Here is a 15,520-nt window from a genome sequence, read left to right as displayed (position 1 = left end):
AGTGAGTCTGACTTTGAATCAGGCGTTGTTGAGGTCAATCTGTTCTCCTTCTACATATACAGCTTTGAGTTTGAGCTGGCGATCAAACACCAGAATATCGGCGAAGCAGCCGGTTTTTAGGCGCCCGCGTTCGGTAATGCCAAGATAGTCGGCAGGGTAGGTCGAGGTGCGTAGCGATGCTTCTTCCAGCGACAGGCCGAGCGAAACCAGATTGCGTAAGGCTTGATCCATGGTCAAGGTGCTGCCGGCCAAGGTGCCATCGGCCAGACGGACGCCGCCCATACATTTGTGTACCACCTGACGGCCCAGCATATATTCACCGTCGGGCATGCCGGATGCGGCAGTGGAGTCAGTTACGCAATATAGATGTGGAATCGCGCGGATTGCTGCTTTGATGGCACCGGGATGGACGTGTAGCAAATCTGGAATCAGTTCCGCATATTCGGCGTGGGCTAAAGCCGCGCCTACCATGCCGGGTTCGCGGTGATGCATGGCGGTCATTGCATTGAACAAATGGGTAAAACCAGCGGCACCATTTTCCAATGCAGCGACGCCGTCTTCATAGGTGCCCAATGTATGGCCAATTTGCACCCGCATACCGTTGTCGCTGAGTGTTTTGACCAAAGCAAGGTGGCCGCTCATTTCCGGCGCGATGGTGATAAGTTTTAGCGGTGCAAAACTGCGTAACCAATCGACCTGTTCCAACGTCGCGGCAACCGCAAAATTAGGTTGGGCACCAAGCTTGCCTGGATTGATATAAGGCCCTTCCAGATGCGTACCGAGTATCCGGGCACATCCGCTCTGACGTGCCAGACAGGCGCGGCCGATTGCCGCCAAAGCAAGTTCCAGATCGGGTAATGGCGCAGTCATGGTAGTGGCCAACATACTGGTGGTGCCATGTTGCGCGTGCATATGCGCAATGGTGTGTACCGCGTCGCCGGCGTTCATGACATCTTGACCGCCACCGCCATGTACATGCAAGTCGATAAAGCCGGGCAAAATATAATCGCCGGTGTGGTCGTCATCGGTCGGGTCAAATTCCAGCGGTGTACCAGTCATCCCGGTGATCAGATCGCTGAAATGTAATGCTCCGGACACCCAGCCTTGTGGGGTCAGAACATTGCCTTCAATTTGTGTAATGGAGGACATCAAATATGCTCCGTAGGGGATGGTTGCAACTGCTGACGTATCAAAATCAATCCCCCGGTGGCAGAATCGGCCAATGGGGATAGCGCACGTTGTCGTAGCGCCGGCGGTAGAAACTGTCGTAGCGGGACTGCTAAACCACCACAAAGCGCCAAAGGTAATTGGGCAGAAGGGTCCAGCGCGAATGCCAGTTTTGCGATTTCTGCTCCGGCTTTTTCCATGATACTGCCAGCAATTTTACTGTGTTCGGCATGCTTCACAACAAATGGCGCCAGTTGTGCGTACATGCTTTGATTGGCGCGAGCCAACCATGCCAGTACGCTATTGCGATTACTCTCGTCACTGCCATCGCCGCCGCAAAATACCATGACATCCTCAGCAAAACTATCTGAGGAGGCACGACCATCAAACACTTGTTGCACATGATTGATCGCATGTAAGCCGAGCCAGGCACCGCTAGCCTCATCACCGGACGGAAAGCCCCAGCCTCCGAGCAAGTGTTGTGCGCCATTTTCCTGCCGGACCGCGCCGATACTGCCAGTGCCGATAGCGACGATAGCGCCGGGTTTACCCTGATGGGCGCCCAGCAAAGTAGTGATCGCGTCAGAAGCGACGGCGATACTGCCGAAGCCCGGATTCAACTGCGCAAATTCATCTGCCCATTGCGGGATGTTGACCCCGGACAGACCGCAGCCGATTGCCATCCGTTCGTTGGCCGGCGGTGTGATGTTGGCTGCGTGGAATGCAGCGTGTATCGCATCGAGTATGGCGTTCCAGGCTGCCTGGCGACCATGCATTAGTGCTGATGGACCTGCGGTTGCTTCAGCGATCGGCGTGCCATCGGCAGCTTCAATGCGGACATGGGTTTTGGTTCCGCCACCGTCAGCACCGATAAAATAGTCGTAGCTAGTTGCCACTTTATGTCCTGTTGATTGCAAATTTGACTCTGTAGATTTACTCCCCTTCCCACAAAAGGGCGAGGAGAGCGCTAGTTTATTGTTTCGACGAAATCATATTCCCCGGTTTGACACGGCGCAGCGCCAGGCCGTCTGCGTCAAATACATGGAATGCGCTGCTCGGAGCAGACAATGAAATCGTTGTGCCTATGTGTACCGTATTGTCGCCATCACCGCGCACGACGGCATCTTGACCGTTTTGCAAGGTAACGTAAATAAAATTCGCTTCACCCAGATGTTCAACGATATTCACTTTGCCGCTGAAAACTTCGCTGCCATTGGTATTTTCCAGAATATGCTCAGCACGTATGCCCAATGTCACTGCATCACCGATGCGAGTACTGGCAGTTGGCATTACATCCGCACGAATTTCCTGGCCACCTTCCAATTGTACTTTGACCGCATCGGTTTCGACTGCGGTGATCAGACCGTTAAACAGATTCATTTTTGGCGAGCCGATAAATGTCGCCACAAACAAGTTTTGCGGTTGTTGATACAGTTCCAACGGTGTGCCAGCCTGCTGAATATGACCGTCATTCATCACCACAATTTTATCGCCCAAGGTCATCGCTTCGACCTGGTCATGGGTGACGTAGACAATCGTAGCGGCCAATTGTTTGTGCAGTTTGGCAATTTCCAAACGGGTCTGAACGCGCAATGCCGCATCCAGATTCGACAAAGGTTCATCGAATAAAAACAGCTTAGGTTCACGCACAATGGCACGGCCAATCGCAACACGTTGCCGTTGCCCGCCGGATAGTTCACGTGGCAGCCGATCCAGCAAATGATCAATTTTCAAAATGCCGGCAGCATGGCGGATGCGTTGATCTATTGCGGCTTTATTTTCACCGGCGATTTTCAGACCGAACGCCATATTTTTATATACGTTCATGTGCGGATACAAGGCATAGCTTTGAAATACCATCGCGATACCGCGTTCTGCTGGCGGCAAATGATTGACGACCTGACCACCGATGGATAACTCACCCCCGGTGATGTCTTCGAGGCCGCACAACATGCGCAACAAAGTCGATTTGCCGCAACCAGAAGGACCAACCAACACGCAAAATTCACCATCTTTGACTTCTAAATTGATACCGGCAAGGATGTCTTGTTTGCCGTCGTAGGATTTCTTAAGTTCTTTAATACTGACGTTAGCCATAATATTTATCTCTTTTCTTGCGTTGCGTAGGTTGGGCTGAAAAACCCAACATTGCTTACATTTGTTATCTCTGTTGGGCTTTTCGGCCCAACCTACGTTATGTTTTTTACTTCACCGCACCTGAAGTCAAACCACGAATCAACTGGCGCGAGAACAACACATAGAGAATCAAAATCGGAATCACCGCCATCGACAATGCCGCTAATACTGAATTCCAGTCAGTGACATATTGCCCAATAAATTGCTGAACGCCGAGAGTGACGGTTTTGGTGTCGTCGCCTGGTGCCAAAATCAATGGGAACCACAAATCGTTCCATGCTGGGATCATGGTGAACACGGCCACGGTGGCAATCGCAGGGCGGATCAATGGCAATATGATCTGGAAAAATATTTTGAATTCGCCGACGCCATCGCAACGTGCCGCTTCTTTCAATTCTTTTGGAATTTGACGAATGAATTCAGACAAAATCATCACCGCCAACGGCAAGCCCTGTGCGGTGTACACCAGTATCAGTGCAGTCCGCGTATTGATCAGATTGAGTGTTACCACCAATTGCAAAATCGACACTGTACCCAGACGTATCGGGATCATGATGCCGAGTGCCAGAAACAACGCCATCCAGCGATTGCCGGGGAATTTATATTCTGACAGAGCCCAGCCCGCCATTGCGCCGAACAGCACAATCAGGAATAAAGAGGAGAGCGTGACGACCAGACTATTGCCAAAATAAAGCAAGAAGTTGGTGTTATGGAGTACCTTTTCAAAACCAATCAGTGAAAATGTATCGGCGCTTGGAAGGGCCAAAGGATTATCAAAAATAGCATCGCGTGATTTAACCGAGTTGATCAAAATCAGCGCAATCGGAAACAAGGCAATCACTGCATAAGCGCACAGCACCAGATGCACCCAAATGCGACCTAAATGCTGAAACGGGCGGAAGGAGTTAGTGTTCGTCATTGTTGCTCCTTATAGCTCGTAACGAGTCAGCTTACGCTGTACTACATAAAAATATACCGCGACGCCCATCAGGATTACCAGGAACATCAACGTTGCCACAGCTGCACCCATGGTCGGGCTGCCGATTTGCGCCTGATAGCCGAAGAAGGTGCGATAGAAATAAGTGCCGAGTAAATCGGTTGAATAGTTTGGTCCTGCCAGCGCACCTTTGACTGAATAAATTAAATCGAAGGCATTGAAATTGGCAACAAAGGTCAAGATCGTGACCAAACCTAAGGTTGGCAAAATTAGCGGTAATTTGATTTGCCAGAAAATGCGGAAAGAACTCGCTCCTTCGGCATATGCCGCTTCAATAATTTCTTCCGGCACAGCTAACAATGCTGCGTAAATTAACATCATCGGGATACCGATATATTGCCAAACGGAGATCAACGACAATGTAATCAGCGCGGTCGTTTCTTGACCCAGCCACGGTGCAAAGTAATTTTCCAGCCCGACGAAGCCCATCAATTTTTCACCAACGCCCCATAGCGGCGATAAGATCAATTGCCAGATGAAACCGATGATCACGACCGATAGTAAAGTCGGCAGAAAAATTAATGTGCGGTAGGAACGCGCCCAGCGTAAACCTTTCAGACTAAATAGTGTTGCCAGCAATAGGCCAATGGGATTTTGCAGCAGCATGTGGACGGCAAAGAATTTTACGTTATTCCACATGGCGTTCCAGAATGCGGCCGACCAGTCTGGATCAAACAAAATGGTGTGGAAGTTGGACATTCCGACAAATGTATGCACGCCAGCGTCATTGGTGGTGTAAAAGCTGAGGCGCAATGTGTCTATCAGCGGCAGAGCGCTGAACATCGAATAGATGATCACCGCTGGCGCAAGAAAAACAATGATATGCCAGGGGAAGTTTTTTTTCATGGTGAAGCTCCAAACAGACAAAAAGAGTCGGCGACACTGTATGCGTCATTATGCAGTGCCGTCGACAACCTCAGAAGAAGCTGTTGGGAGGTGACAGCTTGAAGAGGACAGGGAAATATTGATGCACTGACTATCCCCTCTCCCGCAGGCGGGAGAGGGGAGAAAAATCAGTTCTGTTGCGGTTTATACCACTTGGCGAAACCAGTTTGAATCTTCGCAGCTGCGTCTTTTGGCGCCAATTTGCCATTCAACACTTGTGCATTGACGTTCCACAATTCGTTTTCCATGCTTGGCGTGCCACGGTTCAGAATTTGCGCATTCAAACGGATAGTCGAAGCGCAGGATTTGCGCCAGTCAATCATTTGTTTGGCGATCGGATCTTTCACTGTGATCAAATGATTCGACAACGAGAAGAAGCCAGTGACTTTATTAGTATAAATATCAGCAAACTCTTGTGATCCTACCCAGGCCAGGAATTTATAAGCATCTGCTTTATTCTTGGATTTTGTGTTGACACCCATACCGATATCATTGTGATCCGAGATGTAGCATTTGTCGCCAGCCTTAGGTACCGGTGGTGCGAACACGCCCATATCGAAACCTTTTTTATTGGCATCGAAGTAAGCAATATCCCAAGATCCGGTTGGATAAATCGCTGCTTTGCCGAGAGCGAACAAGTTTTGGCTATCGCCGTAGGTTTGCGAGCTGGCACCTTTGGACAGATATTTCCCTAATTTGGCTTCGTATTCAAAGGCCGACACAAATTGTGGATCAGTAAATTTCGCTTTGCCTGAGATCAAAGCCTTACGACCTTCTTCGCCTTTCCAGTAGTTAGGACCGATGCTAGTAAACACGATCTGGCTTGATTCCCACTGATCGTTGGTGCCGAGCGCCAAAGGTGTGTATTTACCATTGGCCTTGATGGTGTCAAGAATTTTAAAGAATTCTGCTTCGGTTTTCGGCGGTTGAATGTTCAACTCTTTAAAGATTTTCTGATTATACAAAAAGCCGTGGATAACCGATGCGACAGGCATACAGAAGGTTTCTTTGCCGTCATCGGTTTGCCATGCAACTTTGCTGGAAGCAGGGAAGTTTTCCATGCCAGGCTTGCCATTCAGATTTTCCAGATGGCCTTTGTTGTATAGCGAAAGAGAAACATCAAACGGGCGGCAAGCAATCAAATCGCCGGCAGTGCCGCCGGTTAAACGCGCGGTCAAGCTTGAGTCATATTCGGTTGGCGCAGTCGGTGCGAACTTAACTTGAATGCCAGGATTTTTCTGTTCGAAGGCAGGAATGATGACGTTTTCCCACAATGCCTTGTCATCAACGCGCCAGCTTTCTATGGTGATCGTACCGGCTTGTGCTACGCCGATAGTGGCCAGGGCGATGAGGACGGCGTTACGGATATTGCGAATTGATGCAAACGCGGTTGAAGATGAGGGCATTGCTGGTCTCCTTGGTTGGACTACAAAATAGGGAAGTGGCAGCTCTTATGTCTGCTCAAGGTTGCACAGTAGCACCATAGCAATGGTGAAGCCAGTTTTGGTATTTTTTGAAATGTTTATTGGCGTAACTATTTGATTTTATTGATTATTGATATCAAATGGCGTTGACGCTGGATTACAAATATTTACACGCGCGGAGCTGTGCCGAGTGGGAATTCTGAAATTTCACTACAAAAGAAGGGAATCGTTTAAGTAAGGCTTGCATGGGCAGGCGTTACTGTACTCATGAATACTTATTAATATTTACAAAAATTTACAAAAGGGGCGCCGTTTAGTGACTGCTCATGCCGTTGGGCGCGCTGTTTTACTTCTTTTTAGGCGTCATGAATTGATTTCGTAACCAACGAACCGGGCCACCGATCAATGGCAATTTTTGAAATAATTCTTCGTTCGTATCCCAATAATCCCTATGCATCGTCACTAAGCCATCGCTACAAAATAGTAAATGCGATACTCCTTCGATCGCATAGGCTTTTCCCTTAAGTGAAAAATGAAAAGTCCAGGTGACAAAGGCTTGCTGATCTTGCGCGATTTTTTGAGTGATGTCGAAACGCGGGTTTTCCGTTGTTGCAAACATATGGGTAAATATTGCTTCTATGGCGGCAATTCCACGGACATCATTAAATGGATCTTTAAAGTGGGCATCAGGCTGATAGAAGCGCTCAGCGTGCTTAATCGTTGCGGGAGTAAGTTCGCTGAACCAGCATAACAAGGCATCAAGTTGTGTCATGATATTTTTAAGAATCGTGCTAATAGAGCAAAGCGCCAGCGATAGGGTAACAGTTGCACGAACTTCATGACTTGCGTAACACGATGGGGAAAATGAATTTCAAAATTGCCGGCACTCATGCCTTTCCAAATGGCATTGGCAGCCTGCTGCGGCGTCTGCAGAGCCGGCATCACAAAGCTGTTTTTGGCGGTTAATTCGGTTTTGACAAATCCAGGATTGACGACATACACATTTAATCCTTTCGGATGTAAATCGCTATATAAAATTTCTGCCAAATTGATTAATGCCGCTTTACTGGGGCCATAAACGCTAGCGTTAGGTAAACCCATGTAGCCTGCGACACTGGCAATCAGTGCAATACCTCCTCTGCCGCGCGATAACATATCGGGCAAGATGGTTGCCAGCCCGGTATAGACACTACCTAAGTTGATGCGCAAAGTGGATTCGGCGACGGCGGAATCTACGTCCCAACACCGTTCAGGACGGTAATTGGCGGCGCAAAAAACGATTAAATCGATGGGGCCAATCTGATCGAGTATATGTTGATACGCAACACCCCAGGCAGGAGTGTCAAGAACATCTAGCGGCACTACATACGCGGCAGGATGTTTTCCCGCGATCTGATTTAGCCGATCAACCCGGCGTGCCGATAAAATCACATCGGCACCGGCAGCCAAGGCATGTTGTGCTAATGCAGCACCAATGCCACTGGATGCGCCAATCAACCAAATGCGTTGTTGATGCCAATCATGAATTGGTTTGTTCATAGCGGCAAACATGATGAAAACCTTTTCTTGAAAAATAACGTCACTTTGTCGTTTTACTGAAAGAGCGATGTGAAGCGATGAGCAACAACAGAGCGATGAATTTGCAAGCACACGGAACAGCGGCATAAGTCCATCCTAATACCGCGCCGCCGGCTTGCCCGGGTTGATAACCAAAATACGCAAGAAAAGGCAACGCCAGCCCCGACAAGGCCAACGCTAATTTACCTAGTAAAGTCCAGATGCCGTAATAGGCCGCAGCGGCTTCATCAGCAGCGATGACTTGCGCCAGAAGCACCGGCGGTAACGCCAGATCAGCGCCGAGAGCAAGGCCGGCAGCGATACAAACCGCAAGATATTTTTCGCTATCGCCTGCTGTCAGCAAGGCTGCACTGAAAAAAGCCAGTATCGCTAGCAACATTCCTAGCCCCCAGCACCGTGCTACGCCAAAGCGTTTAGCCAACGCGACCCACATCGGCAATCCGATGGCGGCGGCAATGAAATAGACGGCTAAAAACAAGCCTGTCTGATTCGGCACTTGCAATCTGTCACGAATAAAAAACAGCACCAAAGTTGCGGGAATCGCGACGGAAATCGCATTCAGGAAATACGGTGCGAGTAAACGTCGGAATGCCAGATTCCCGGTCAATACTGACCATGCAGCATGGCCGTGAGTATGTGCGGTCGCCGTGCGTTGCCACTTCGGCGAACCATACAACAAAGCGATCATCGCGAGCATGAGCAAACCGGCAAACGCCAGGCTATACCAACCCATCGCCGCGGCAATCTGTTCACGCGGTTTCAGCATAATGATGCTTGGGATGACACTGGCAATAATGACGCCCATTAGTCCCGCGCCTTCACGCCAGGCTGCTGCACCAAGCAACATGCTGGCATTATTTTTTTTGATTGGCTGTAATTTCGCACCCCACGAAAGATAGGCAATATTGATCATGCTGTGCGCGGTATAGGTCAAGATCAGCATCAGTCCTAGCCAAAGCGCAAGATAAGAAGTAGCGACTAATGGTAGCCACAATCCCAAAAACGCAGCGGATAATCCGATTGCGGCAACGATCAGCCAGCGATGTAAACCACCGCGCAAACGATCTATCCATAGGCCCAATAAAGGATCTTGGAAAGTGTCGATCAGCCGCGCTAAAAACAGTACCCAACCGGTGCTTGTCAACGTCAAGCCTAGCTGCGTAGTGTAGTACGCTGGTACTTGAACATAGACCGGTAGCGCCGACATCGCCAGTGGCATACCCAACAAGCCATACGCCGCGTAACCGGTCATGTTCTGCAATGAATAATTGGATGCCGTGGTATTCATTGGGAATGGCCCGTAGTCAGCCCTAACAGCTGTGCGCGCAATTGATTATCTTTGCTGCGTTTGTCGAGCCAGATATTAAAAAAAGCCTGCGCTAATTCGGGATCGTCAATCTCGGCAATCAGTCCTTTTTGATTATAAAAACGACAGCCCTGCGCAGGAATAAAAACGCCGATCAACTGATCCCCAGAAGCGACATCAGTGAAACCGCGCGCTAATTCACTTTCCCAGCGCTGTAGTTTTTCAGCGGACAAACTTTTATCCGACAAACGTTTGATCTCATCCATACTGGTTTTGACCAGGCGCTGGCGATTGATTTTGCGATGATAAGTAAGTTCTAGTGCGAACGGCGCGCTGGCCTTAAATGGCTGCTGTTCACTCCAAAGTCTGGCGCTATAAATATTCAGACCAAACCAGTGAAAATCGCCACTTCCCACTACCTTGGCTTGTGGCAGTTCACTTTGCCAGCTTGCTGCATGCACAGGTACTACGAAGAAAAGTGCCGCCAGCATCGACGACAAAACGCTTTTCATGAGCGCAATTGGCGAGCGCCTTCCGAAGAGCGATAGGAGATTCTTATGCCCGATGAAGTAAGAATTGGACAACATTAGTTCTCCCTTCATCAAATCCGGCCTCGCAATAATTCAGGTACAAGCGCCAGATACGAATAAAACGTTCATCAAATCCTTGTTTAGCGATGGCATCGCTCTTGTGTTCGCATGCGTTATGCCAACGCCGTAGTGTTTCGGCATAGTCTTGACCAAAAGCATACTGTTCGGTGGTGTGTAAGCCAGCGTCGCTGGCATGCTGGCAAAAACGCTCTGGACTCGGCAGCATCCCGCCAGGAAAAATATATTGCTGAATAAAATCCGTATTGCTGCGATAGCGTTCGAAATACGGTTCAGCAATGGTGATGGATTGAATCAAGGCTTTGCCATTTGGCTTCAACCGTGCGCAGACGGTTGTAAAGTATTCATTCCAAAAACGCTCGCCAACCGCTTCAAACATTTCGATCGATACCACGGCATCATATTGCGAGTCTAGATCGCGATAATCGCGAAGTTGCAAATCAACCCGATGTTGGATGTGCTGCTGCGCGATTCTTTGTTTTGCAATCTCTAGTTGGGACGATGAAATCGTGACGCCATCCACATGTATTCCCAAGAGTCCGGCATATTCGGCGAAGCCACCCCAGCCGCAACCGATCTCCAGCACGCGATCTCCGGCACGCAAACCGAGTTTGTCGATAATGCGTTGGTATTTTTTGATTTGAGCATCGTATAGCGATAGTGTGTAATCTCCGTCGAAGATGGCGCTTGAATAGGTCAGGCTCGGATCTAACCAGAGGCGATAAAAGTCGTTGCCTATGTCGTAATGGGCATGGATATTACGACGGCTGCCATTGCGCGTATTAGGGCGCAACCAATGGTGAAGCCGATACCACAGTTTGGCTAAGGGGCCGCCGAATACCATCCGGTTCAGCACAGCTTCATTGCGTATGGCTAAACGTAATAACGATGCCAAATCAGGCGTAGCGATCCAGTTATCGGCGTAACTTTCAGCAAATCCGATATCGCCAGCGCGAATAATTCGGGCGCACGCACGCCAGTCATTAATTTGTAATGTTGCGCTTGGAGGTTGATGCATATCGCCGAACATCAAACGATTGCCATCCGGTGTAATTAGCTGAAGATGACCTGATTGCAGGTAAGACAGCAGATTCAAGAAGAGTCTTGCCGCAGAAGGTGCTGTGCGTGGCATTGCCGTCAGGGTTTGCGTTTGGCTCATGACGAGCGCTCCTTTTGAAAACTAATACTTTGATTGGGCGGTTGCGGTTTGCGAAATAAATGCACGCGCTTACGCCATAGTTTTAAAGCTTGCCAATGAATACGGGCGACTACCCCCAACGTCATAAAAGGTTGCGATATGAGCGCGCGCAGTAACGCGGGAGATTGCATGATCTGTGTGTGGCCGCCTATGGCAGTTTTAAGCAGGAGACCGTCATCATCGTAATAATCAATGCCAACAAATGCCGTATTTTTTGTATCACGAAAGCGAAAACGATATTCGCCACGTACATCACAGAATGGCGATACATGCAGACGTTTTTGACAAGCCAATACGGTTTCAGCCGAGATGGATTGCTGTGGTTTGCTGGTAAGAAGATAACGATGCGTTTCACCAAAGGTATTGTTGACTTCAGCCAGCACGGCACGTAAATTTTCTTCTTTGTCGTAGCAATACCAAAAATTGACTGGATTAAATACGAAACCAAAAATACGCGGAAATGTTTGTAGCCAAATAGCGCCGTCAGCGGCAATGCTATTGTCGGCAAGTATGGTGCGCATCCACAATGTCAGACTAGAACCATCGCGCGGCCCGTAATCGCTGGTGCGCAACGACATAGGGCGCCAGCGGTCTATCCCAAACCACGGCGAACTACACTCGTCCAAACGGGTTAAATTGAGCCGCAGATAAAAAACCGGATAGACAAAGCGGTTGTGCGCAGGCCGCAGTCGCTCATGCATGACCTGACCGCGAATGAGGTAGGCCGGCGCTTGCATGGCTTACACCTTAGCCCATGCAGGGGAGAGACCAAAATCAGCCGCCACGCGTAATGCTGATTTCAATCCGTCCTCATGAAAACCATAGCCGGTCCATGCACCGGCAAACCAGGTACGATTTTTTCCTTGGATTGTTGGTAACTGTTGTTGTGCGGCGATAGCGGTATGGTTAAAGACCGGATGTTCATAGTCAAATTGCGCAATCACTGTTTCAGGCGCAGGCGCCATAAATGGATTTAACGTGACGATAACAGGCGTAGAGAAAGGGAGATTCTGTAATTGATTCAGCCAGTAACTCACGCAGACAGGGCTTTGCTGATCGGTGGCGCCAGCGCCGAGATAATTCCATGCCGACCAGACTTTGCGATGCTGTGGCATCAGGCGTTTGTCGGTATGCAATATAGCTTTGTTCGACTGATAACTAATACTAGTTAATAGTTTGCGTTCGCTATCGCTGGCATCCGAGAGCATGCGCAAAGTTTGCGGTGTATGCGTGGCAAAAATGACGGCATCGAATTGCTCACTTCCAGCATCGCTAGTGACAGTGACGGAATCGTTGCCGCGTTCTACCTTATGTACCGGTGTATTGATTCTGCAATCAGGCAAAGTCGCAACAATTTTGCGCACATAGGCGCGGCCACCGCCTTGCACCGTTTGCCATTGTGGCCGATTGCGCACTTGTAAAAGCGCATGGTTGATACAAAACCGTAAGAACGTACTAGCCGGAAATTGCAGGATGTCAGCGGGAGAGCTCGACCATATTGCGGCAGCCATGGGGAGTAAATAGGCATGGCGGAACATGGTTCCGTAGCGGCCTGTTTCTAGCAACTGCTCCAATGTTGTGCCATCCACGCTAGCTTGCCGGAGATTTTTTTCTGCCGCGGCATTAAAGCGCATGATATCGCGCAGCATTCCCAGAAAGGAAGGGGATAAAAGACGACCACGTTGTGCAAATACCGTATCCAGTCTGGTGCCCGCCCATTCCAGTCGCCCATCATCTAACGACACACCAAACGACATATCCGTGGCATAACTTGATACGCCAAGCTCCGATAACAGAGCAATCAGATTGGGGTAGGTCGCTTGATTAAACACCAGAAAACCAGTATCGACAGGACACGTTTGTCCTTCAAGCGTGACGTCAACAGTGTTGGTGTGCCCACCCAAATAGTTACCGGCTTCAAATAGGCAAACATCATGCTGGCGACCGAGAAAATAAGCGCTGGCAAGACCGGAAATTCCCGATCCAATCACCGCAATACGTTGCCGAATCTTGCTGTTCATGGTGTTTTTTTGTTGCTATGTGAGTTGCTGGATTGATGCTGTTTTATTGTTCTGTGTTAATATTACTACCGACGAAACAAAAAAGCTACCAATTGGTAACTAAATTTTCAGATGAGTATCTTTCCTAAAATAAGCTTTAAAAAACAAGCATTTAAGCTACGCGAAGATGCCATCCTTGATGCCACCACCAGCATACTTGGCAGCAAAGGTTATGACTTAATGACCATGGATGATGTCGCCAATGCAGTGGGTATTTCTAAGCCCAGTCTGTACAAGCACTTCAAATCGAAAGAAGAGCTGGTGGGCGACGCGATGATTCGGCTAATAGATGGCGCGAGTGATTTTCTGGCGCAAATGGATAAGCACCTTACACCGATACAAAAACTCTCTGCTTTATTGGAATGGGCTTTACGCGTCCGGCTTGATGGCGGCATGCCATTTTTGCCATCCACCAGCGCCCATGTGCGTGACATGCTGATGCGCAATATCAAGTATGTTGCGCGCGTTTTAGTTCTGAATACAAAATTAGAAAAGCTGGTGATCGCCGCACAAAAGGATGGCTCGCTCAATCAGGCGCTTCCTAGTGACGTGATTTTGTATAGTTACTACGCCCGTACTTGCGATCCTGCCGTGGAATACTTGCAAAAATTTAGCAAAATAGATAATGAAGAAATTATTGCGCACATGTTGCAGGTTGCCTTTCAAGGGTTTACCGCGTAGTTGCGTTTAATAGAAATTCGACCTGTAAACTCGCAATCGCTTTCTTTCAAATCTTATGTACTCCACTGTACTTATCTGGTTTCGTCGCGATTTACGCCTGTTTGATCACGCTGCTTTGTATCATGCTCTGAAAAATTCGCAACGTGTGATTGCAGTATTTATATTTGACTCGACGATTTTAGACGGACTCCCCAGGCAAGATCGCCGAGTGGCATTTATTTGGCACAGCTTGCAACAATTAAAAACCAGCTTGCGCGAACAAGGCTCGGATTTAATCGTGCGGCATGGCGATCCATGTAATGAGATTCCCTTGTTAGCGCAGCGTTACAAGGCGAATGCGGTCTATACCAACCACGACTATGAACCATCAGCGATATTGCGGGATGCCAGTGTCTGCCGACAACTGGCAGCACAAGGGGTTGGCTTCCATACCTATAAAGACCAGGTGATTTTTGAGAAGGATGAGATACAAACGCAAGCGCAACAGATGTACAGCGTATTTACACCCTATAAACGGGCATGGCTTGCCAGGTTGGATGACTTCTATCTGCGGTCATATCCGGTGCAACCTTACTTTGATCATCTGGAAAAATTTATTGATGGCGCGTTACCGAATTTATCTGAGTTAGGTTTTGACGATGTTAATGTCGATACATACAAACCCGGCATGCAGGGTGGGGAATTGTTGTTTGAAGAGTTTTGCCAACGCATAACGCAATATCGCGAAGCCAGAGATTTTCCCGCTATCAAAGGTGTTTCCTATCTGTCGGCTCACCTGCGTTTTGGCACGGTATCGATTAGAGAGCTGGCGCGGATTGCCAAACAAATAGGCGGAGCTGGCGCCGAAACCTGGCTTTCAGAGCTTATCTGGCGCGATTTTTATCATCAAATTCTTTGGCATCGGCCCGACGTTGTCGGGCATGCGTTCAAACCTGCATACGACAGCATTGTCTTTCCGAATAATTGTGAATACTTTGCCGCATGGTGTGAAGGGCGTACCGGGTTCCCGATTGTGGATGCTGCCATGCGTCAATTAAATCAAACCGGATTTATGCATAATCGCTTGCGGATGATTGTGGCAAGCTTTTTGGTCAAAGATTTGCTCGTCGATTGGCGCTGGGGCGAGCAGTATTTCGCTCAGAAGTTGATGGATTATGATTTGGCCGCGAATAACGGCGGCTGGCAGTGGGCTGCCTCGACCGGCTGCGATGCCCAACCTTATTTCAGAATTTTCAATCCGATCACACAATCAGAGCGCTTTGATGCGCAGGGAAAGTTCATTCGCCGTTATTGCCCGGAACTGGCACTACTGAACGATAAAGCCATTCATGCGCCGTGGTTGAATGAAGCCGGATCAAGCGCTATCGGCGACTATCCCATGCCAATTGTTAATCATGCGTCACAACGACTATTAGCAATGGCACTATTTAAAAAATCGATAAATTTGGGAAGCCCTGTGGCATAGATTCGTATATCTGAA

General features: G+C 48.8%; 15 protein-coding genes. 2 read left to right on the top strand and 13 right to left on the bottom strand.

Annotated elements, in window-relative coordinates:
* Positions 1-18 precede the first annotated feature (18 nt).
* The 13 genes from nagA to GEV47_RS03515 form a co-directional block, all read right to left on the bottom strand.
* Positions 19-1,149 carry an N-acetylglucosamine-6-phosphate deacetylase gene (nagA, locus tag GEV47_RS03575; protein WP_153233306.1) on the bottom strand — a complete coding sequence of 377 codons (1,131 nt, stop codon included), beginning with the start codon at positions 1,147-1,149 and terminating at the stop codon, positions 19-21.
* Positions 1,149-2,063: a BadF/BadG/BcrA/BcrD ATPase family protein gene (locus GEV47_RS03570; protein WP_322741532.1), complete on the bottom strand. Its 915-nt coding sequence runs from the start codon at positions 2,061-2,063 to the stop codon at positions 1,149-1,151. The genes nagA and GEV47_RS03570 overlap by 1 nt, the downstream gene beginning before the upstream one ends.
* 76 nt (positions 2,064-2,139) lie before the next feature.
* Positions 2,140-3,264: an ABC transporter ATP-binding protein gene (locus GEV47_RS03565; RefSeq protein ID WP_153233304.1), complete on the bottom strand. Its 1,125-nt coding sequence runs from the start codon at positions 3,262-3,264 to the stop codon at positions 2,140-2,142.
* 106 nt (positions 3,265-3,370) lie between these two features.
* On the bottom strand, positions 3,371-4,222 hold the full coding sequence (locus GEV47_RS03560; RefSeq protein ID WP_153233303.1) for a carbohydrate ABC transporter permease: 852 nt from the start codon (positions 4,220-4,222) through the stop codon (positions 3,371-3,373).
* A gap of 9 nt (positions 4,223-4,231) precedes the next feature.
* Positions 4,232-5,146, bottom strand: coding sequence for a carbohydrate ABC transporter permease (locus GEV47_RS03555; protein ID WP_153233302.1), 915 nt, complete (start codon positions 5,144-5,146; stop codon positions 4,232-4,234).
* 167 nt (positions 5,147-5,313) lie between these two features.
* Positions 5,314-6,591 (bottom strand): ABC transporter substrate-binding protein, encoded by a 1,278-nt coding sequence (locus GEV47_RS03550; protein ID WP_153233301.1) that lies wholly within the window; start codon positions 6,589-6,591, stop codon positions 5,314-5,316.
* A gap of 364 nt (positions 6,592-6,955) precedes the next feature.
* A complete protein-coding gene (locus GEV47_RS03545; protein WP_153233300.1) occupies positions 6,956-7,381 on the bottom strand; it encodes a nuclear transport factor 2 family protein in 426 nt (141 codons plus the stop codon).
* Positions 7,378-8,148: an SDR family NAD(P)-dependent oxidoreductase gene (locus GEV47_RS03540; RefSeq protein WP_153233299.1), complete on the bottom strand. Its 771-nt coding sequence runs from the start codon at positions 8,146-8,148 to the stop codon at positions 7,378-7,380. Before GEV47_RS03540 ends, GEV47_RS03545 begins: the two co-directional genes overlap by 4 nt.
* Positions 8,149-8,188: 40 nt before the next feature.
* Positions 8,189-9,475: an MFS transporter gene (locus GEV47_RS03535; RefSeq protein WP_228124541.1), complete on the bottom strand. Its 1,287-nt coding sequence runs from the start codon at positions 9,473-9,475 to the stop codon at positions 8,189-8,191.
* Complete coding sequence (locus tag GEV47_RS03530; protein WP_194270562.1) at positions 9,472-10,005, bottom strand: chalcone isomerase family protein; 534 nt, start codon at positions 10,003-10,005, stop codon at positions 9,472-9,474. The genes GEV47_RS03535 and GEV47_RS03530 overlap by 4 nt, the downstream gene beginning before the upstream one ends.
* Before the next feature lie 43 nt (positions 10,006-10,048).
* Positions 10,049-11,260 (bottom strand): SAM-dependent methyltransferase, encoded by a 1,212-nt coding sequence (locus tag GEV47_RS03525; RefSeq protein WP_153233298.1) that lies wholly within the window; start codon positions 11,258-11,260, stop codon positions 10,049-10,051.
* Positions 11,257-12,036 (bottom strand): DUF1365 domain-containing protein, encoded by a 780-nt coding sequence (locus tag GEV47_RS03520; protein WP_153233297.1) that lies wholly within the window; start codon positions 12,034-12,036, stop codon positions 11,257-11,259. Before GEV47_RS03520 ends, GEV47_RS03525 begins: the two co-directional genes overlap by 4 nt.
* 3 nt (positions 12,037-12,039) lie before the next feature.
* Positions 12,040-13,320 carry an NAD(P)/FAD-dependent oxidoreductase gene (locus tag GEV47_RS03515; RefSeq protein ID WP_153233296.1) on the bottom strand — a complete coding sequence of 427 codons (1,281 nt, stop codon included), beginning with the start codon at positions 13,318-13,320 and terminating at the stop codon, positions 12,040-12,042.
* Between the two features lie 111 nt (positions 13,321-13,431).
* On the opposite strand from GEV47_RS03515, the gene GEV47_RS03510 reads away from it, so the two are divergent.
* Together GEV47_RS03510 and GEV47_RS03505 are read left to right on the top strand one after the other, a co-directional pair.
* The gene (locus tag GEV47_RS03510) at positions 13,432-14,040 is read left to right on the top strand and encodes a TetR/AcrR family transcriptional regulator (RefSeq protein ID WP_153233295.1); all 609 of its coding nucleotides are present in this window, start codon (positions 13,432-13,434) and stop codon (positions 14,038-14,040) included.
* Positions 14,041-14,095: 55 nt separating this feature from the next.
* Positions 14,096-15,505, top strand: coding sequence for a cryptochrome/photolyase family protein (locus GEV47_RS03505; protein ID WP_153233294.1), 1,410 nt, complete (start codon positions 14,096-14,098; stop codon positions 15,503-15,505).
* The last annotated feature ends 15 nt before the right edge of the window (positions 15,506-15,520 follow it).

The sequence above is a fragment of the Glaciimonas soli genome (assembly GCF_009497155.1).
Classification (GTDB): domain Bacteria; phylum Pseudomonadota; class Gammaproteobacteria; order Burkholderiales; family Burkholderiaceae_D; genus Glaciimonas; species Glaciimonas soli.
Note: the sequence above shows the minus strand (reverse complement) of the source record. Positions and strands in the feature narration are given on the sequence as shown.